This window comes from Ruegeria sp. AH12 (assembly GCF_056541465.1).
Genome location: NZ_JBQFYL010000003.1, coordinates 65,526 through 85,635 on the forward strand (window position 1 = coordinate 65,526; position 20,110 = coordinate 85,635).

Sequence of the window (20,110 nt, forward strand, 5' to 3'; positions counted from 1 at the left end):
GTGTGAGTTTCGCGTCGCTTTCAGTCTGGTTTCTTGTTGGCAGGTCTAGGCTTCTACCAAGTATCGCTCGGACAAAGGTAAGCTGGCCGCACCGAGCGATCGCGCATTCGGACCCACGGTACCAGCTGCAATCACCGGTCGTTCTAAGCCAGTAAGGTTGAGACGCAGGATTTGTGATTCGACCTTGGTGATCAGCTGTTCTTTGACATCGGCGGGCATCCAGCCATCGATTTTGACGCATTCAAAATCGATCAGGCTGCATGACGACACAATCGCATGGGCCAGCCCAATCGCCGCATGGTGCAGCCAGCTGTTCAGCTCCTCCTTTGGGATGTCCCAGTGATCGGTGGTCTCCCAAATCAGACCGGCGGTTTGACCCGCCACCGCAATGGTACGTTCAAGCGTATAGAGGCTGGCGAGGTCGATCAAAGGCTTCACGTCACCGGCCCCGATAGAGACTGGCATCGGACCCAAAGCGCCCGCATTTCCACGGCCCGAATAGATCGCGCCATTCAAGACTATGCCGCCGCCTATGAAGTATCCGACGTAGAAATACAGAAAATCACGCGGGCCACCCGTTGGCCCAAATACAAGCTCGGCCCCGCAGGCGGCGGTGGCGTCGTTTTGCAGAAACACCGGAAAATCATAGATATCCGCCAGTTCCGACTGGATGTCGGCTGTGCGCCAAGGATCCATTTCTTCCTGCGGTACCTGCAAGGTCTGGGCCCAATCCCACAGATAAAACGGCATGGCGATTCCCAGCCCGGCGATGCGGTCTTGGGCCTCAGATGTCAGCGCGGACATCATCTGGTCCAAGGCCTTTTTGGCAAAGTTCAACGTTGCCTGTGGTTGCGGGTATTCATAGGTCTGCCGCTCATGCATGAGCACCCGGCCCAGAAAGTCGATCAATACCAGCTCAGTGCTGCGTCGCCCGATTTTCAGCCCGAAAAACAGAGCCCCATCCGGGTTGAGTCGCATCGGGATTGATGGCTGGCCTACCTTGCCCCTCAAAGGCTCACCCCGCAGCAAGAGCCCGTCTTTTTCAAGCTGTCGCATGATCACCGAAACGGTCTGGGCGGACAGGCTTGTCATTCGCGCAATCTCGGCCTTTGCCAGTGCTTCGTGCCTGCGGACCAACGTCAGGACCAAACGCTCATTGCGCGCGCGCATCCCGCTTTGATTTGTGCCGCGCACCTCTGACACCCGATCCAAAGGTGTACCGCCCTGAGACGCTTCAACAGACACGAATGATCCTCCCCGTTCAAAGGATGAGAATAAGCGGTCATGCTGTCAATAATAAATAAGAGTGATTTATTTATTGACTCATTTTGAGATTCTTGTGATGGTTTTCGGGTGTGATCAGCCCCAACCCGGCCGATTGCGCATATGCCAGCACGGCATGGGAGAAACTGGGAGGATACTTCATGAAACTTGCGACTTTCGCAGGCGCGACAGCTTTGGCGTTGACAGTCACAGCGGGCAGTGCGTTTGCAGATACCACCGTATGTTTGATCACCAAGACCGATACCAACCCCTTCTTTGTGAAGATGAAAGAGGGTGCGACTGCCAAAGCAGAAGAACTTGGCATGACGCTCAAAGCCTTTGCGGGTAAGGTTGATGGCGACCACGAGACCCAGGTTCAGGCGATTGAAACCTGTATTCTGGACGGGGCCAAAGGTATTCTTCTCACAGCCTCGGATACCTCATCGATCGTCCCCGCCGTACAGCAAGCGCGGGACGCGGGTGTCCTAGTGATTGCACTGGATACTCCGCTGGAGCCCATTGACTCGGCGGATGCCACCTTTGCCACCGACAACTTCCTGGCGGGTCTGCTGATCGGCCAATGGGCCAAGGCAACACTGGGCGACGCCGCAAATGACGCCAAAATCGCCACATTGGATTTGGCTGTAAGCCAACCAACAGTGGACGTGCTGCGCAATCAGGGTTTCCTGCAGGGGTTTGGTGTTGATCTGGCCGATCCCAACGTGATCGGTGATGAAGATGATCCGCGTCTGGTTGGCAGCGATGTGACCGCTGGCAACGAAGAAGGCGGTCGCCGCGCGATGGAGAACTTGCTGGCCAAAGATCCGACGATTAATGTGGTCCATACGATCAACGAACCAGCCGCCGCGGGCGCGTATGAGGCGCTCAAAGCCATTGGACGTGAGAATGACGTGCTGATCGTTTCTGTCGACGGTGGATGCCCCGGCGTTCAGAACGTGGCGGATGGCGTGATCGGCGCAACATCGCAGCAATACCCGCTGCTGATGGCTTCACTTGGTGTTGAAGCTGTCAAGAAATGGGCCGATGAAGGCGTGAAACCTGAAAACACACCGGGCAAGGACTTTTTTGACACCGGCGTCGCACTTGTCACGGGCGCAGCTGCGGATGGGGTCGAGTCCATCACGGTCGAAGAAGGCATGAACCTCTGCTGGGGCTAAACTGATCATGTAGGAGGCTGCGAAGTGGCCTCCTGCCATCTCATCACATTCTCACCCAAAAAACTTGCTAAAATGGTCCGCAGACGGACTCTTGACGCTTGGGGGATCCATTTATGTCCGATACGCCACGACACTCCGATGATTTCGAATCTGCTGCACAGGGCAGCCCGGAACAGGTCGCTGAGTTTGAAGATCATCACCGGGGATTTGTCGGGACGGTTCAGCATTTCCTGCACGTGAACCCGTCACTTGTTCCGCTGATCGTCCTTGTGGTTGCCATTATCATATTCGGGTTGCTTTTGGGTTCGAAGTTCTTCTCACCCTTCGCGCTGACACTGATCCTGCAGCAGGTTCAAATCGTTGGCATCGTCGCCGCTGCGCAAAGCCTTGTCATCCTGACCGCCGGCATTGACCTGAGCGTGGGTGCGATCATGGTCATGTCATCGGTGGTGATGGGGCAATTTACCTTTCGCTATGGACTGCCACCCACAGTCGCGATTGTTTGTGGCCTGGCGGTAGGGACGATGATCGGCGCGATCAATGGCTATCTGGTCAGCCGGATCAAACTGCCGCCTTTCATTGTAACGCTGGGCATGTGGCAGATCGTATTGGCAGCAAATTTTCTGTATTCTCAAAACGAGACAATCCGCTCGCAAGAGATTGAGGCAAACGCGCCAATCCTTCAAATATTTGGCGAAAAGTTCAACATAGGCGGTGCCGTCTTTACGGTCGGCGTGGTCTTCATGTTGGTGCTTATATTGGTGCTGGCCTACGCGCTCAGGCATACGGCCTGGGGGAGACATGTTTACGCAGTGGGCGATGATCCTGAAGCGGCTGAGCTTTCTGGCGTGAATGTGCATCGCACCCTGATGTCCGTCTATATGCTATCCGGTTTGATCTGCGCCTTCGCGGGCTGGGCCTTGATTGGTCGCATCGGTTCCGTATCGCCGACCTCGGGCCAACTCGCGAATATCGAAAGCATAACAGCGGTCGTAATTGGTGGCATCTCTCTGTTCGGCGGACGTGGCTCGATCTTGGGATCGCTATTTGGGGCGCTCATCGTTGGGGTGTTCACGCTGGGTCTGCGCCTGCTAGGGGCGGATGCGCAATGGACCTTCCTGTTGATCGGTATCCTCATCATTGCAGCGGTCGCGGTCGACCAATGGATCAGAAAGGTATCAGCCTGATGGAACCCATTCTCAAAGGACGCAACCTTGTAAAACGCTACGGCAAGGTCACAGCACTGGACCAGTGTGACTTTGACCTGATGCCAGGTGAGATTCTGGCGGTGATCGGGGATAACGGCGCAGGTAAATCCACGCTGATCAAGGCGGTTTCGGGTGCGGTCACTCCAGATGAAGGCGATGTCTGGCTGGATGGGCAGAAGGTCCATTTTCACTCACCCATCGATGCGCGCGAAGCCGGGATTGAAACGGTTTATCAGACGCTGGCCATGTCCCCTGCCCTGTCAATTGCTGACAACATGTTCATGGGGCGCGAAATTCGACGCAAGGGCCCGATGGGGTCGCTGTTTCGCATGCTCGATCGGCCCGCGATGGAGAAATTCGCACGCGACAAGCTGAGCGAACTGGGTCTGATGACCATCCAGAACATCAATCAGGCGGTCGAAACGTTGTCGGGCGGTCAACGACAAGGTGTTGCCGTTGCACGGGCTGCAGCCTTTGGATCGAAGGTCATCATCCTTGACGAACCCACCGCAGCACTTGGCGTCAAGGAAAGCCGCCGGGTTCTGGAGCTGATACAGGACGTGAAATCGCGCGGCATTCCGATCATCCTGATCAGCCACAACATGCCCCATGTGTTCGAGGTCGCCGACCGCATCCACGTGCATCGGTTGGGCAAACGGCTCTGTGTCATCGACCCCAAGGACTACACGATGTCCGACGCGGTGGCCTTCATGACCGGCGCCAAGGAACCCCCGGCCGAAGGCATGGCGGCGTGAGCAATGATGGCTCTAGTGCGCTGACACTGGCGCATCGTATTGCCGAAGCAGTCCGAGCGTTGCCAAAGTCTCAGACGCGAAATCTGGTTGCAATTGCAGGTCCGCCGGGGGCAGGGAAATCAACCGTTGCAGCGCTGTCGCGTGATCTTTTACAGCAACAAGGGGTCGCGACAGGTCTCGTGTCGATGGACGGATTCCACTATGACAACGCCATTCTTTCCGGTCGCGATCTGCTTCCTCGCAAAGGCGCGCCTGAGACATTCGATGTAGCAGGGTTTCAAGCCCTGTTGCACCGATTGTTGACTGAGAACGAGGTTGCCGTCCCGGAATTCGATCGTGAGATCGACAAATCGATCGCCGCCCGTGGGCTAGTGACACCCGATCAGCAGCTTGTTCTGATCGAAGGCAATTATTTGTTGCTGCAAGAACCCGGCTGGTCCGATCTATTCGAGAATTGGGCGCTCAGCGTGTTCCTCGATGTTGATCTCGAAACGCTCGAAATTCGGCTGCAACAGCGTTGGCTTGATCATGGTCTGCCCCCAGATGCGGCCAGAGATCGGGCATTCGCAAATGACATCCCGAATGCAAAACGCATTCTATCAAATTCGCGCCGCGCTGATCTGGTTCTAAGCTAAGCCGCCCCGCTGTTAGTGAATTCCAGCGGTCAGGGTCCGCACGAGATGGCGCTGAACCAGCAACAAGACAATGGCCGGTGGCCCCAAGGCCATTAAGGCTAGCGCCATTCCGGATGGGCTGCCCACCCCGGCATAGGTCATTCCGCTGACCAGTGTACTATGTGTCAGGCTGGTGGTCGTGATGATGATTGGCCAGGCGTATTGGTTCCAGCCGAATACAAACAGGATCGCAAACAGGGCAGCAATCATCGGCAGCGACAAGGGCAGCACCGTATCGCGGAAAAAACGCATTGGCCCTGCACCGTCCATTCGGGCAGCCTCCATCAGTTCCACAGGAATCTGCCTTAGGAACTGGTTCAGAACCAACACGCCCAGCCCGCTGGCGGTGACGGGTAGGATCATCCCGGCGTAGGAGTTCAGAAGTCCTAAATCGCTGGTCACTGCAAAAGTAGGCAGCATACGGCTTTCGATTGGAAAGAACATAGCCAACAGGATTACTCCGAAGATCAGGTTGCTCAACCTCAGGCGAAAAAACACCAATGCATAGGCCGCCAGCACGGAAACGGTGCATTTCAGAATAGCAACGCCAATGGCCACAACCAATGAGTTCCACAGCATTGCGCCAGCGCTGATCGCATTGCTACTGACGCCGTTGATCCAAAGATTCGTGAATAGCGCGCCCAGCTGTTCCACACCGACGCTGGCCACCAGTTGCCAGCCCAAAACCACAATTGGACCAGTCATCACAACCGCGCCGATCATCAGGATTGCATGGTCCAGAAGGCTGGTTTTATTCAAGCTACTGCCCAATCTCGTTGTCTTTGCGTCCTTCGGCCTAGACGGGATAGGCAAACCGGCCTGCGTGGTCAACGCGCGCGATGGTTGATTTCCAAACATGTTGTCTATATATAGACATTATATCCATGATAGGACATTGAGCCATGGAAATCGCATCCCTACCGCAGGATATTGCAACAGCCCCGCTACTGATCCCGGTTGGCACGGCTGATCGCGCGCGTCTCAGCGGGCCAGGGCTGCGTACATTTCGTAACATCGCCGAAGCTTGGGAGCTGAGCGAGGCACAAAGGATCGCGGCGCTGGGGCATCCCGGTCGGTCGACCTATCATGCCTGGATCAAGAAAGCTGTGGATCACAAACCGGTTTCTTTGCCTTTTGACACTCTGGTGCGCATTTCAGCTGTTCTGGGAATCTACAAGGCCCTGGCGATCCTGTTTCTGGATCAGGATCAGGCCGTGAAATGGCTGAGCAGTCCGCATCAGGGCACGATCTTTGCCGGGTCCTCGCCGCTGGACCTCATCGTCGGCGGCGGGCAGGACGGAATGATGAATGTACGCCGGTATCTGGATGCCTGGCGCGGGGGTGAGATGGGTCATGGTGCGCCCGAGGGCAGTTTCGAGCCGGTTGCCGAAGACGATGTGGTCTTTCTGTGAGCTGGGATTTGACCGCCTATCCCGGCGCGCAAGCCCCAACACCCACCCGTCGTATCATCCCAACCCGGTTTCCCCCTGTTCCAGCCTTCGAGGCCGTGACCAGCGAGGACGATCTGGCGGATATATTCGAGCTTGAAGGCTGGACCAATGACCGGCTGGTGGCCACGCGCCTGTCGCGGCTGGATCGGTCGCAATGGGTCTATGGTCGACCGAATGCAAGCATTGTCATGTCCTCGTTTCTCCACGGGTCGGTCACGGGCATGCGCTTTACCTCAGCGGTTTTGGGGGCATGGTATGCCGCGACCGACCTTATGACCTCGGTGCTCGAGGTTGCCAATGGGTTGCGCAAGGAAATCGCCTTGTCTGGTTTGACCCATAAGCGCGAAGCCTATCGGGAGTATGAGGCGCGGTTGCTTGGAACCTTTGTCGACATTTTCGGTCGACACCCCGAGTTTCATGACCCCGATGATGCGACCTATCCTACCCCTCAACGTTTTGGCGACTATGTTCGGCAGACAGGGCCCGAAGTTGCGCGCGTAGGTATCCGGTACGAAAGTGTGCGCCGACCGGGTCATGAGAACTGGGTTTGTTTTGTGCCGCCTGCTGTGCAGGATGTTGTGCAGGCTCGTCATTTTGAGATTGATGTGCGGCCGAGCGGTAAAGTCACCGTTGAAGAGCTTCGGTAGTAGGCGCGGTAAAAGTCGCATCAAACTGAACTGATCGGGTCTGTCTGAAAACCGCAATTCCCAAGCAATTTCAGTGAGAATCCTATTTACTGAGCGTCGCGACCGGTGCACATTTAGACATGCCTTATTTTGAGCGAAAACCCTATGCCAGCATGATTGACGCCGTCGCCCCGACTGCGCCTGTGTTGGATCAGACACCGATATCTGAACTGGCCCGGCGCGTATTGGATGCGGAGAGTGGTCAGAAACTGCCGCTGGACGGGCCATTTCAATGCCGCACAGTTTGCACTCCGGGCAGCAAAGGAACAATTGTCTTGTCGGTTGCAGCCCCGGCTGATGGTGAAACGGTGGAGTTGCGGTTTGAACCCGGTGACCTGACCAATGAGGACGGGGCGGTGATCCCGGCAGATCGGCTGCGTGTCGACCCACCAGCGGTGCGGCTTGCACCGGGCGAAGTGGGTGAAGTGCGCGTCATACTGACGGTGCATGATCTAGCCGAACCGGGCCGCTATCACGGGCGGGTTCACAGCTTCGGGTCAGAGACATCTGCCATGGTGGTGATCTTCGAGATTGTGGACGGGTGATCTTGCCCGCTAGACCTGCCTTTCGACCAGATAATCCATGAACTGACCCAGGAAAGCACGCGGCCCGCCTTCGGCACCGGCAAAGACATGTTCGAATTCCTGACGGGCGGATTGTAACAGATCATCTGCGCCACGTTGCGCATATTCGACGCATCCGTAGTGATGCATCCGGTCCAGTACCCAGTCTACATCATGGGCCGACCTGTCTTGCCTTGGGTTGGACAGGAATTGAGTCAGCCGGTCTTTCTCGCGCGTTTCACCATGCTGGCTCAACTGGCTTAGCATCAAGGTCCGTTTACCTTCGTAGATATCGCCGCCGATTTCCTTACCATATTTATCCTGACTGCCGACAAGGTTCAGAACATCATCCTGTATCTGAAATGCAGCACCCAGAAAGAAGCCAAACGCGTTGAAATCGTCCAGATTGAGCTTACCCGAGGCGACATCTTCCGGTCGCGCAATCAGCGCTCCGATCCGCATCGGATGGATGAAGCTGTACCAGCAGGTTTTTTTCAGACACATGTTCAGATAGTCGGCAGGGGTCACATCCAGCCGATTGTCCCGGATCCAGCCAAGTTCAATCGCCTGGCCTTCGATAGATTGCATCAGAAGGTGGTCAAACTCATCCAGAACGCGGGCTGATGTTTCCGGGCCGAGGGGGTCAAGATTGTCGCGCAGCAGACGCAGGGCCATCGCCTGCATACCGTCGCCGGTATTGATGGCCATCGGTACGCCAAGGCGTTTATGCATGCACTCCCTGCCCCGCCGAAAGTCGCTGACATCTTCGATGTCGTCATGGATCAGAAAGGCATTGTGCAGCAGCTCGATAACCGCAGCCGAGACCATAGCGTCATCGGTTTTACCACCGAACGCCTCGCATGTGGCCAGCAGCAGTGCGGGGCGCAAGCCTTTGCCAGAGGTTTCGATGTAGTCGCGCATCGGGCCGTACAGATAGTCCTGCGGCTCGCTCAAGGGCAAACGCGCCATCAACGCCTGGCGCGCCTGATCCCCATAGTGGGTCAGTTGCTCAAGAAAACCCTGCGTTGCCGCCGGATCCAATTGCGCGGTTGATGCGCCCACTGGTTCAGCCCTTCTGCGTAATAATGACTTTGCGACCCGAGGTGCCACCTGCAGCGCCGCCGCCCGGGTTAGACTTCGAGTTCAAAGACGTCCCCATCACCCGATTGATCCCGGGCAACGATGAGGGTTCGGCACTATTTCCGACGACATCCAGGGCAGCTGTCTCGGCCTGTTCAGCGCCGGGTATCGGAACGTCGACGCCTGGCACGTAAGACGCCATCAGATCGTACAAGGCTTCTGGTGGGCAGACCATGCGCAGCGCGTCTGCCACGGCAGGTTCTTCGACAACTCCACCAGGTTTCGAGTACTCGTCGGCCGCTGGTCCCACCGCAGCCAAAGGTCCCTCGCCACCGCCGGTTGTCCCGGTAGTATCCTGTGCAGACCGCAACGAGGCTTGAACTGCCTCGGAAAACCTCTCATCCCAGGGCAAGCCAGCCTGATACCGCGCGTAGTCATAGGCGCGCAACGGGCGCAGGATGTCAGGTTCGTGCAGATCCCAAATCTTGCAGCGTTCGGCATCCGACCCGCTGCGCCGCAGGATGCCGTTGACCGCCCTACGGGCGGCCTCGTTCGCGCCTTCCATCGTGGCGAGGTCGGTGTACGTGCGCACATAGTCCGACGCCAAAAAGAAATTCTGGATCAGCGTGGCCGCGTTTGGACGCAGGCGCCATGTGTTGATGCGGTTGACCAGTAGCGGTTCCACATTGGTCATGCGAGAGGGATGTTCCGGGTCGGCCACGATATCGGGGTCGAGGAACCAATAGTGCATATCTTCGTCCCGCAGAATGGTTTGGCCATCCACGTTGAGGCTGCGCTTGAGCTGTGCCCAGACTTCATCTGCAATCTCGTCGCGGGTGCAGTTGCGCGCGGTCTTGCCATTCATCCCGGGCTTATCCCACTCAGAGATATCGATGGACAGCAAGCCCTTTGTCTTACCCTCGGCCCAATTCTCGAAGTTGATATCGGGCCAGAACTGTTTCTGCGACACGGCGGTCAAGGCCCAAGGACTGTCGATAAAGATCACATGACCATGGGTCAGTTCGACCTCTTTTGTCAGGTAGTACTGGATGCCATTCATCCACTGCACGTTTTCGGCCAGCAGTTTCAGCTTGGCCAAGGCGGGGTCAATGGCAGTCATGGCGGGGGTCACAAGTGGAGCGATCCGTTCGATCGGCAAGGCGCTGATGAACCAGTCTCCGGTCACTGTTTCCTGCCGTCCATCGCGTTCGACCGTTGCGCTGACAATGCGCCCGTCCTGGCATTCGATCCCGGTCACTTTCGAGTCGAACTTGTAGACCACCCCTTTGCTTTCAAGATAGTTAAGCCAGGGTTGTATCCAGACCAGATTGGTCGGGCCATTCAGCAGCCTGTTACAATGGGGCTCGGGTGTGGCAATCCCCATCTGCAACTGAATCGCGATGTCACCAACAGTCTTTGTGCTGGCCGTGTTCGCCTTGGCCGCCACCAGTGATCGCGTCAGACCGATGGCCAGGAATTTCTGATATGCCTCTGACCGTTCCTCGGCCCCTATGAAATCCCACCAGCCGGTGCGCTCATATTCGTCATCGCGGCGCTCTTTGCACGAAGTGGCGATCCGCCACATGCAGCTGAGGAAATGTTCAACATCTTCAAAACCAATCTGGTCTCGAGGTGAGATCGTATAGGCGAACGTCTTAAGCGCGTCGGCGAATTCCTTCAACGAGCGTGGAAACCGTTCGGGCACGATAATGCCCGGCTTGTCGAACTGGCTGACCAGCACCTGAGTGGTTGGCATCAGATTGTCGTAGCAGGTGCCTTTATCGTAATAGGGCGTGCGCGCCATCGTATCGGTGATGTGCCGATAGAAATTCGGAAAGAACCTGAACCCGTGCTCGCCCGGTAGCCATGGGCGTTTGACGCCCGGCGGGAAATCTGCGCCATCCATATCAACCCATTGCTGTAACGCCTTGATATGCTTAGCCTTTGACCCGCGATCATCTTCGCTTTTCATCACGGGAATGCTGCGAGCCTTGCCGCCTGCAATCAGCTGGCGTTCGTGAACTTCAACTTCAAAGCCGCGTTCGATCAGCTCATGCGCGGCGCTCATCCCGGCCACGCCTCCGCCCAGTATGACGACCTTCTTAGCCATCGGATGTTCCTTTCGCGGAATAGACGTCAAAACGTAGAGTCACATCAGACAGGCTAGCCTGCCCAATCCCAAATCCCTGCACCCGGTTCAACCAAGTATAGCGCGCGTTTGACGTCAGATATCGAGAGGCGATGCGCACGGGGGCGGTGGCGGGCAACTGCCCCTTGCAAAGCGCAGTGAACCCAGATTGCCCAAAATCACAGATGCCGCTGTCATCGAACATGATCGGCGCGCCACCATCTGAGGGTTTGATCATCGCCTTGGCATGCAGGTTACCAACGCCGTCCGGACGGACCTGCATCCAATCGCCGCCAACGGGTTCAATTGTGCCGCTCAGCTTTGGACCCGTTACTGTGCCGCCTTCGCGGATGGCAAAATGCAGCCAAACGCCATCCGGGGTTTCGCCCGTTGCATGGAAATTCGCCTCAAAGGGCACAACGAAATGCGCAATATGTTCCAGAGATGGTGACGGCTGATCCGCCTTTGTTATTTTGGCAGGTTCAGGCTTCGCTATCGTCTGTTGGCCCGGGTCGACCTCTCGTCCACTCGCAGTCAGAACCGGCCGCCATGCCAAAGGGTGCCCTTTCATGGCTATTGGCAAAGCTGCCGCAAATTGCTGCATTCCAGTCTGCGGATCACAGCCTACAGGCCACCCCCGGACCGCGCGTTCAGGCCCGCCGTTTTCAGAGAAGATCAAGCGCAGCGTGTCGTGGGATGACACTGCGGGTCCGGCCTCAACCAGAACCCGTTGTACACCACTGGCAACCTGCGTGACCGCCTCGGACCAACGCAGAGTAACCCCTTTATCGGTGAACTCGCGCATGACCATGTCCAGATCAGAACGAGATTGTGGTGACGGCCTCGCCTTCTTTGACCCTCAGGCGGAACTTCTGCTGGACACGGAAGATATTGTCACCATCGGCCGAAGTTTGCAGATATTTCACCGAGATATCCGATGGCACGACGATCTCAATCGGTGCACCTTGCAGGGAGACCAGAATGGCCTTGTCCTCTGGAATAGCGCCCGAACGCAGCAGCGGACCATCCAGGAACGGCAGAATGCTGTCGCGCGGCAAAACCATCGAGTTTGGCAAAGGCGTCGTAACTGCCCGGAACAGAGTGTTGCCCATTACACAGGCAAATGGCCCCAGATGGCCTTCGGTCTCCAGCTTGTTGATCCCGGCGACAACCGCCTGAAAGACTTCGTCTCCGGTGGGTGTAGCCCCGGCTTTGGTGCCTGTGGTCGGGTTTTTAGCCCCTTCTTGCAACAGGCCATCATACTTGCCGCCACCGCTGACCGTATAAACTTCGGGCAGCTTTTCGGGGCCTACTGGGGTCGGGCCTTTTCCGGTGCCGGGTTGGCCGATGAAGACAATCAGATCTTCTACGCGGGCAACTACTGCGGCTGCGCGGCGGAACATGATCTGTGCCGCGGACAATTCAGGATCCGACATCTGGGCGTTTTTAAGATAAACATTGACCGACACTGTCGACAGTCGGGTTGTGTCGTAGTCATTCACGACAAAGCGCTTCGCGGCCCCGCCCGGCGATGCAGCAAGTTCAAGACTGTTCAAGGGAACGGCTTGGGTGTCGGCGGGCAGAGGCCCATAAAGCGGCAGGAAGCTGGCCGCAACACGGGCGCGCAACGCTTCATCGTGAACAACCTGACTTATGGTACTCCACTGCTCTTGACTCCAATCAAGTGCTTCGGTCATCAAAAATCCCTCCTGTTGGGACTGCTCAATTAATATTGGCAGCTTTATCTATTGTTGTTTCAGCGCTCAGCGTTTCCAACAGCCGCCGGGCACGATCTTCTAATACAATGGCACCAGTATCTTGGGCCAATTGTAGCGCAGTTTCCGCTTCGGACATAGCTTTGTCTATATCGCCCAGTGCGGCAAAGGCCTTGGCCCGGACGCGGTGATATTCAGGCTTGTTTAACAGCTCTCCCCGGGCCCATCCGGGTTGGCAAATACGTTCAAGCCGGTCCAGTGCCTGTTCGATATTGCCCTGATCGATTTGCAGTTCGGACAAAACGATCTGGTTTTGCGGGAAGGTAAAATTGCCGCCCGCGTTCGAGACCATGTCCATATAGGTCTCTACGCGCGTTGCACCACCGTCGACATCGCCCATTCCGGCCTGTGCAAGCCCCATATAGATGTCCTGCATCGCATGCAGATACAGAAACCCTTCCTCATCCGCGATCTGGCGGGCTTCTTTCATCGTTTTGTCCATCCGTTCCCATTCACCCGCATAAGGCAGGAACATCGAACAGGCGCCCATGATGTAAACCAGATTGGGTGCGTGCTTCAGGGATCGACTGATCTCGATTGATTCTAGACGGGCGGCTTCAGCCTCGTCAAACTGGCCCAATTGCCACAACAGGCAGCCCCGGATCGCATGCAGGGATGCGGCGGTCGAGGACTGCGTCATTGGAAGCGTCGCCGCATCCAGTTCCGGCGAGATCAGATCAAGCCCTCGGGCGACCTGAGCCTGGCATGCCTCGAAATCACCCTGAAAGTAGTGTGTGAAACTCAACGCGCGCGCCGCAAGAACGTTGGTAACGGGGTCCTTTGCCACGCTTGCCATCCCATCAAGCGCCTGCCCCATTTCCATCGCGCGATTCATTTCGCCAGCCACGAAGAAATGGGTCCAGCGGCAGAAGGTGGCCGCAAACAGCGTTTCGCCGTCGCCAAGCGCCTGCGCCAGTTCCATGGCGCGTGCGGCGGTTTGGGCAACCTGATCCGAGGACCAGCCGTAGATCGCCATATAGGCAGGCAGCACGTTCATCTGAACGCGCAATTCCAGCCCATCCCGTTCGGCGGCACCGGGCAGCGTTTCGATGTTTCGCAGTGCGGCCCGGAAGGCTGAAATGGCAGGTAGGTTCGCAAGCCGCGAGAGGGCTTGTTCCCCGGCGGTCACCCAATGCGTCACCGCTTCATCATTCAGCCCGCCAAGATCGCAGTGGTGGGCAACCGTATCCGGGGCGGGCGTGCCAAAGGCCTTGTTACCGTCCAACAGAGCCTGAGCAATCTTCAGATGGATCTTCTCGCGGTCATCACGCAGCAACGAGCTATAAGCGGTATCCTGAACAAGCGCGTGATTAAAGGTGTATGTGGCAGTGCCTGCCTTGCTTGTGGCCAGCACCAGCCCGGCAGCCATCAACTGGATCAAAGCCGCATCCACATCGGTATCTTCTGGTGCAACAGCACGGATCATCGGCGCGGTGAAGCTGCGGCCGATCACTGATCCAAGCTGTGCAATCGGTTTCGCATTTTCCATGCGGTCAAGACGTGACATCAGCGAATCTTGCAGGGTCGTCGGAATGCTCAATGCATCCAGAACAGCGGTATCGATCGGCGCGTCCTGTGGCAGCTGATCCAGAACGGCTTTGGTCATTTCCTCGATATAAAGCGGAACACCATCCGCCTTTTCGATGATCTGCCTGATCAGGATCACGGGCAGGCTGCGCGGTTCCGCTACGCGACGCACCAGTTCAGATGCTTCGGTTTTACCCAGCGGGGTCAAGTCAATGAACTCTGCCCGACCAGTGAAATGCTCGGGCGGCTGGTATTCTGGACGGTGTGACATGACCACAAGGATCGGGAATTGTTCCAACACGCCGAACAGCGCATCCAGCGCATCTAGTGTTGTGGCGTCCGCCCAATGCACATCTTCCAATACCAGCAGCATCGAGCCGTTGTAGTCGCAGATGCTGGCCGTGCATCGGATCAACATGTCCAACGACATGCGCGCCTTTTTCATCGGGTCGGATTCGATTGGTGTTTCCGTAGCAAGGCCCGCAAGGTCCACCAACAGGGGAACATCTGCTTCGGTCAGCCGGGACGAGCGTTCAGCAAACTTCGAGATCGCAGCGCGAACGTCTGTTTCGTCAGAGCCATGGCGTGACAGGCTGCGCAGCTTTCCCTGAAGCGGATGTAGCGGCAAACTGGCCAGATGGGGCACACATTGCAGCGTAATGGGTTCAGTGCCCAGCGTTTCGGACAGTGATTTTATCAAACGCGACTTGCCAATTCCCGGCGCGCCGCCAACAAAGGCCAATTGACCTGTGCCAGCCTTGGCGCGCTCCCACAGGTCCGTCAGCGTCGACAGATGGTTCTGTCGAGAAACAAGCGTCACAGCCGATGGCCCTGACCGCGCATCAAAGCGGCTGGATGACAGTGTCTCGGACACCACGCGATACACGGTGCGTTCGTTCTGAAACCCTTTGAGTTCATGACTGCCGCGCGGCTCGAATTCGAACGTGCCTTTGGTCAGCTGCTGCGTTTCCGAAGAAACGATTACCTCGCCCGGATTGGCAAGTCCTTGTAGGCGCGAGGCCAGGTTGGCAGTTTCACCGACAAGAAAATCCTCTGTCCCTAGGCTTTTTGAGGTGACGACACCCACAACGACAAGGCCCGTGGCAATACCGGCGCGCAGATTCAGGTTTTCGCCGAACTTCGTATCCAGATTCTGCACGGCTTCGATGGTTTCCAGAACGGCCCGAACCGCGCGCTCGGCATCATCTTCCATCGCTTTGGGGTAGCCGAAATACATCATGATCCCATCGCCCTGGCGATATGCCAGGTGGCAACCATGCCGTTTCATCGTGCCGATGGCGGTATCCAGATACAGCGTCATGATCTGCATCAGCTCTTCTGGATCATAGCGCTGAGCCAGTTGGGTTGACCCCACCAGATCGCAAAATACCAGCGTCAACTGGCGCCGTTCGGCTACGCGAGAAACCTGCGGGTCATCCGCAATATCCAGTGTTTTCAATACGATCTGAGCTTGGCGAAAGCGCTTTCGCTGACCAACCGTCAGGCCCAGATCGCGCAGATCTGGGTCGGTCAGATCATCGAGAATATCATCCGAGACTTCTTCTTCAGCAAATCGGGGCAAAAACTCTTCAAGCTCAGCCTGGGCAAGGACTTTGCCAAGACGGGTTGAATGGGTGACAAGTTTTGTCATGACCCCTCGCCCATGATAGTGTCCCCCTGCTGACGCTCGCTCTTTGCGCCAGAATATCGGCAATACCCCACCGAATCCATATTTTTGGAAGAGCGTATTTCCAAACGTGTCGACGTATCTTGCAGAAGTTACAGGAAATTTCCAGACTTTAAGTTACGCGGACGTCAATTCACTAAATATTAGTGACTTATGCATCGACGTTATTCGATATTGCAGGATCGATGCCGATTCTTCTGCAAGTCCACGACTGGATGCTGGGGTTTGTTCTACGCATAACCATCCTTCTCGACCTGCACAAAACTTGCACAAAAGCCCCTCGATCCCTACGCGCACAGATCGGTAAAGCTGCATTTGGCACGGGCAGGTTTGCTAACAATCAGACTGGCAAACAAGGGGCAGAACATGAGGCAAGAGCTGATCATCCAAGGCGTTCCCGACCGCATCAAACGTGATGCGTGGTGGTTGGAAACGATCACCACACCGCAGCAAGACCACCCTCGCAGCATAAAACCTGATGGCCCATTGCTCAGTGCGGTTCGTATCCAGCACGCGATCCCGGTGTTGGCGGCGCTGATCACATTAGCGGATTGGTTGTTTTGGAAGCAGCCACTGGGCATTTCGATTGCGGTGTTTGCGGTGGTTCTGTCAGCTGCGATCATGTTTGCCAAACGCGAACGGCCCAGCGGATCGGAATGGATCTGGGCAATCGGATTTACTGCTTTGTGCAATCTGCCGGTGGCGATTGATCTGCAGTTCCTGTCGGTGCTGTTCAGCCTGGGCGGCGTTATCTGTCTGGCGGTTTGGGTTGTTTATGGCGGAAAGTCGAACGAAGGCGCAGCAATGCGGTTGGTGTTCCGCTTGCCGACCATTGGCGCTGCTATGCTGATCCGAGACGTTCTGTCGGAAAAACACGATGTCAATTTGGGCACGGGCCTGCGAAGCCACGCAGCGTCACTGATGTTACCTCTGATCATGGGGGTGGTGTTTCTGGCCTTGTTGACCATCGCAAACCCTGTGCTAGAAAACGTGATTGAGGCGCTTGATCCAGAGTATCTACTAGCAAGAGAGTTCTGGCTAAGGGTCTTGTTCTGGGGCATATGTGCCTGTCTGATCTGGCCTTACCTGAACCTTAGTGACCCGTGGCTGGGTCCAAGGATGCGCCAACCTGTTGCTCCGATGGCCGGGCCTGCCCGATCCGCTTTCTTGATCAACCCGGTGTCTGTGCGCAATTCGTTGATGCTGTTCAATCTTCTATTTCTTGTGCAAACGGTCATGGACCTCGGTATCCTAACCGGTGGCGTCGCGCTGCCTGAGGGGATGAGCTATGCGACCTATGCCCATCGGGGCGCCTATCCCTTGGTCGTAACCGCCTTGCTGGCAGGGTTGTTCACCTTGGCAACCCATTCCATGATCAGAACCGACGCAACGCTGCGGGCGCTGGTCTATTTGTGGCTTGCGCAGAACGTGTTTCTGGTGGTGACCGCAGCCTTTCGATTGCAATTCTATGTTGAGGCCTACGCACTGACCCATTTGCGGGTCGCCGCCTTCATCTGGATGGCACTGGTGATGGTTGGGCTCGTTCTGACCTTGATGCAAATCCACCTGGGTCAAACCCGTGTCTGGCTACTGCGGCGGTGCTTTGTGGCGACACTGGTCACATTGTATGCCTGCTGCTTTGTAAATTTCGCTGAGATCATTGCCAACTACAACCTGCGTCACGGAGATGTTGCTTCACGAGATGGCTACTATATTTGCAACCTGGGCACCGACGCTTACCCCGTCATCCACGCCTACGAGCTTGAGACCAGCCAACAGCTGTGTGGCAGATCGATGCGTTATGCCCTAATCCGAAACCGTATCGACACATGGCGCGAATGGGGCTTTCGGAGATGGCGAATCCAAGCCTATTATCAGCAACACATCTAAAGGACGCGTTTGATGCCCTCTCGCATTCTTGTCGTCGATGACGACCCCAACATCCTGGACGTGACCGGGATCGCGGTTGAAAAAGCCGGATATGAGACGCTGTTTGCCACCGACGGGGTCACAGCGCTTCAAAGCAGCCAAACAGAAAACCCTGACCTGATCGTTCTGGACATTGGTCTGCCTGAGAAAGACGGGTTAGAAGTGTGTCGCGAAATCCGCAAAACCTCGGATGTGCCGATCCTGTTCCTGACGGCGCGTGATGATGAGGTTGATCGGATTGTCGGTCTGGAAATTGGCGCCGATGACTATCTGACCAAACCGTTTTCACCGCGCGAGCTTGTGGCACGCATTCGGGCTATTCTGAAGCGCACTGGTAGTTCCTCGACGCCGTCGCCCGAACAGGCGCTGGCGCATGGCGATCTGGCGCTTGATCCTGATCGGCATCTCTGTCGGTTTGGCGCGACTGACGTGGCGTTGACAGGGTCGGAATTCAGATTGCTGGCGACTTTGATGGCCCGCCCCGATCATGTTCTGTCGCGCGCGCAACTGGTGGACGCGCTTTATGGCTACAACATCCATGTCTCGGATCGGACCATCGACAGTCATATCCGCAACATCCGGGCCAAGTTGACTGCTGTCGGATGCGCCGAGGGGATCGTGACGGTGCATGGCGTCGGCCTCAGGATGGGTCCATGCACCTCCGGCTAGCGCGCAGATGGCGCCCCCGCCTTTGGACCGTGGTTCTGCTGGTGCTGGGAATAGTCCTGTGTCTGCCTTTTGCCGGGCTGATCCTTTTCCGGTTCTATGACAGCCAACTGGTGCAACAAACCGAGGAAAGTCTGCTTTCTCAAGCGGCGGTGATGTCTGCCACCTTTGCCGAGCTTTACGCCGAACAAACAGGGTCACAAACGTCTGACACAGCATCAAGCATCACGTACGATCCCGTCTTCCCGTCCCTCTCGGTCAATCGTGAAACGATCCTGCCACCGCGCCCGGATGCGACACAGGTATCCGCATCGTCTGGGCGCGATTATCAGGCCATCGCTGCGCCACTGACCCGTATTTCGGACGCTGCACAAGCGCGCACGTTGGCGGGGTATCGGTTTCTGGACACGGACGGCAATGTCTTTGCCGGGACAGCCGAGATCGACAAAGGATTGGGCCATGTGGCCGAGGTGCAGCTTGCCTTGTCTGGCGAAACGGCCTCGGTCGCGCGGACCCGGCTGCGAGAGGACCGGCCCCCTGCCCTCTATACCCTGAGCCGCGGCGCGCGGGTGCGGGTTTTTGTGGCAATGCCGGTTTTTAACGGCGAAACGCTGATTGGTGCTGTCTATCTCAGCCGGACACCGAACCATATTTTCCGTTTCCTCTATGGCGAGCGGTTCAACCTGATCAAGGCGGCGGCCTTTGTCGCGCTGTCGACAGCGCTGATTGGTTATGTTTTCTGGCGCTTTATCACGCAGCCCATTCGGCTGTTGATCCAACGCAGCCAATCCGCCGGGTATGGAGGCCAACCGTGGGAACCGCCCGATCAACTGGGCACGCGCGAATTGGAGGATCTGAGCCGCAGCTTTCAGTCCCTAACCGAGCGTCTGCAAAGCAAGCAGGATGCGCTGAAAACCTATACGGCCCATGTGACCCATGAGCTGAAATCGCCGCTGACTGCGCTGAAAGGCGCGGCCGAGCTGCTGCGCGACGACGGTTTGCCCAAATCCCAAAAGCACAGGCTTTTGGATGCTGTGGACAAAAGCAGCACGCGGATGGAGGATTTGCTGTCCAACATGCGCGCCTTCAGCCTGGCCGATCAAAGCGCCCTGACCGGGACCTGTTGTCTGGACGATATCGCCGCCGAGTTGAGGCAGGCCTTTCCGCAACTGACGCTAGAGATTGAAGACAGCACCCAGCCTCTGCCAGTCGATAAAAGCACATTGTCGATCATGCTGACCCACCTGTTGCAAAACGCGCATCAGCATGGTGCAAACCGTGTGCGCCTGAGCGTTAATCAAGCAGGTGATAAGACTGCGCTCTGGATCGAAGATGATGGGCCGGGGATCAGTGAGGGGAATGTTGAAAAAGTGCTGCAACCCTTTTTCACAACGCGCAGGGACAGCGGCGGCACTGGCATGGGCCTGAATATTGTTAAAGCCACCGCCGAAGCGGTTGAGGCAGAGTTAAGCATAGGTTCTTGCGAACAAGGCGCTTGTTTCGTCATCACATTCGATCAGACATCTACCCTGACGTGATG

At 56.7% G+C, this 20,110-nt stretch carries 17 protein-coding genes; 10 read left to right on the plus strand and 7 right to left on the minus strand.

Going from position 1 to position 20,110, the window contains the following annotated elements:
* Positions 1–45 precede the first annotated feature (45 nt).
* Entirely contained in the window at positions 46–1,245 is a 1,200-nt protein-coding gene (locus ACR0EL_RS07055) for an ROK family transcriptional regulator (protein ID WP_480499062.1), read from the minus strand.
* Positions 1,246–1,424: 179 nt separating this feature from the next.
* Here ACR0EL_RS07055 and ACR0EL_RS07060 point away from each other — a divergent pair, with 179 nt between their 5' ends.
* The 4 genes from ACR0EL_RS07060 (at position 1,425) to ACR0EL_RS07075 (ending at position 5,039) form a co-directional block, all read left to right on the plus strand.
* Positions 1,425–2,441: a sugar ABC transporter substrate-binding protein gene (locus tag ACR0EL_RS07060; protein WP_170535148.1), complete on the plus strand. Its 1,017-nt coding sequence runs from the start codon at positions 1,425–1,427 to the stop codon at positions 2,439–2,441.
* Between the two features lie 113 nt (positions 2,442–2,554).
* A complete protein-coding gene (locus ACR0EL_RS07065) occupies positions 2,555–3,628 on the plus strand; it encodes an ABC transporter permease (RefSeq protein ID WP_480499063.1) in 1,074 nt (357 codons plus the stop codon).
* Positions 3,628–4,404: an ATP-binding cassette domain-containing protein gene (locus ACR0EL_RS07070; protein ID WP_480499454.1), complete on the plus strand. Its 777-nt coding sequence runs from the start codon at positions 3,628–3,630 to the stop codon at positions 4,402–4,404. Before ACR0EL_RS07065 ends, ACR0EL_RS07070 begins: the two co-directional genes overlap by 1 nt.
* Entirely contained in the window at positions 4,401–5,039 is a 639-nt protein-coding gene (locus tag ACR0EL_RS07075; RefSeq protein WP_480499064.1) for a nucleoside/nucleotide kinase family protein, read from the plus strand. Before ACR0EL_RS07070 ends, ACR0EL_RS07075 begins: the two co-directional genes overlap by 4 nt.
* 12 nt (positions 5,040–5,051) lie before the next feature.
* Here ACR0EL_RS07075 and ACR0EL_RS07080 read toward each other — a convergent pair whose 3' ends face one another.
* Complete coding sequence (locus ACR0EL_RS07080) at positions 5,052–5,837, minus strand: ABC transporter permease subunit (protein ID WP_480499065.1); 786 nt, start codon at positions 5,835–5,837, stop codon at positions 5,052–5,054.
* Positions 5,838–5,980: 143 nt separating this feature from the next.
* On the opposite strand from ACR0EL_RS07080, the gene ACR0EL_RS07085 reads away from it, so the two are divergent.
* The 3 genes from ACR0EL_RS07085 to ACR0EL_RS07095 all read left to right on the plus strand — a co-directional run bounded on the left by ACR0EL_RS07085 (position 5,981) and on the right by ACR0EL_RS07095 (position 7,760).
* Positions 5,981–6,490 carry an antitoxin Xre/MbcA/ParS toxin-binding domain-containing protein gene (locus tag ACR0EL_RS07085; protein ID WP_480499066.1) on the plus strand — a complete coding sequence of 170 codons (510 nt, stop codon included), beginning with the start codon at positions 5,981–5,983 and terminating at the stop codon, positions 6,488–6,490.
* Positions 6,487–7,176 (plus strand): RES family NAD+ phosphorylase, encoded by a 690-nt coding sequence (locus ACR0EL_RS07090; protein WP_480499067.1) that lies wholly within the window; start codon positions 6,487–6,489, stop codon positions 7,174–7,176. Before ACR0EL_RS07085 ends, ACR0EL_RS07090 begins: the two co-directional genes overlap by 4 nt.
* A gap of 119 nt (positions 7,177–7,295) precedes the next feature.
* Positions 7,296–7,760 carry a hypothetical protein gene (locus ACR0EL_RS07095; protein WP_480499068.1) on the plus strand — a complete coding sequence of 155 codons (465 nt, stop codon included), beginning with the start codon at positions 7,296–7,298 and terminating at the stop codon, positions 7,758–7,760.
* Between the two features lie 9 nt (positions 7,761–7,769).
* Here the strand turns inward: ACR0EL_RS07095 and ACR0EL_RS07100 are convergent, their stop codons facing one another.
* The 5 genes from ACR0EL_RS07100 to ACR0EL_RS07120 are packed head-to-tail and all read right to left on the minus strand — an operon-like array spanning position 7,770 to position 15,939.
* Positions 7,770–8,840 carry a polyprenyl synthetase family protein gene (locus ACR0EL_RS07100; protein ID WP_480499069.1) on the minus strand — a complete coding sequence of 357 codons (1,071 nt, stop codon included), beginning with the start codon at positions 8,838–8,840 and terminating at the stop codon, positions 7,770–7,772.
* 4 nt (positions 8,841–8,844) lie between these two features.
* On the minus strand, positions 8,845–10,968 hold the full coding sequence (locus ACR0EL_RS07105) for a hydroxysqualene dehydroxylase (protein WP_480499070.1): 2,124 nt from the start codon (positions 10,966–10,968) through the stop codon (positions 8,845–8,847).
* A complete protein-coding gene (locus tag ACR0EL_RS07110; RefSeq protein WP_480499071.1) occupies positions 10,961–11,791 on the minus strand; it encodes a DUF3237 domain-containing protein in 831 nt (276 codons plus the stop codon). The genes ACR0EL_RS07105 and ACR0EL_RS07110 overlap by 8 nt, the downstream gene beginning before the upstream one ends.
* 13 nt (positions 11,792–11,804) lie before the next feature.
* Positions 11,805–12,683, minus strand: coding sequence for an encapsulin (locus ACR0EL_RS07115; protein WP_480499072.1), 879 nt, complete (start codon positions 12,681–12,683; stop codon positions 11,805–11,807).
* Between the two features lie 25 nt (positions 12,684–12,708).
* Positions 12,709–15,939 (minus strand): adenylate/guanylate cyclase domain-containing protein, encoded by a 3,231-nt coding sequence (locus ACR0EL_RS07120; protein ID WP_480499073.1) that lies wholly within the window; start codon positions 15,937–15,939, stop codon positions 12,709–12,711.
* Positions 15,940–16,341: 402 nt separating this feature from the next.
* Here ACR0EL_RS07120 and ACR0EL_RS07125 point away from each other — a divergent pair, with 402 nt between their 5' ends.
* Genes ACR0EL_RS07125 through ACR0EL_RS07135 form a run of 3 tightly spaced genes read left to right on the plus strand, consistent with a single transcriptional unit; the run spans position 16,342 to position 20,108 of the window.
* Positions 16,342–17,865 (plus strand): DUF4153 domain-containing protein, encoded by a 1,524-nt coding sequence (locus ACR0EL_RS07125; protein ID WP_480499074.1) that lies wholly within the window; start codon positions 16,342–16,344, stop codon positions 17,863–17,865.
* A gap of 12 nt (positions 17,866–17,877) precedes the next feature.
* Positions 17,878–18,573, plus strand: coding sequence for a response regulator transcription factor (locus ACR0EL_RS07130; RefSeq protein WP_480499075.1), 696 nt, complete (start codon positions 17,878–17,880; stop codon positions 18,571–18,573).
* The gene (locus ACR0EL_RS07135; RefSeq protein WP_480499076.1) at positions 18,558–20,108 is read left to right on the plus strand and encodes a sensor histidine kinase; all 1,551 of its coding nucleotides are present in this window, start codon (positions 18,558–18,560) and stop codon (positions 20,106–20,108) included. Before ACR0EL_RS07130 ends, ACR0EL_RS07135 begins: the two co-directional genes overlap by 16 nt.
* Positions 20,109–20,110 lie beyond the last annotated feature (2 nt).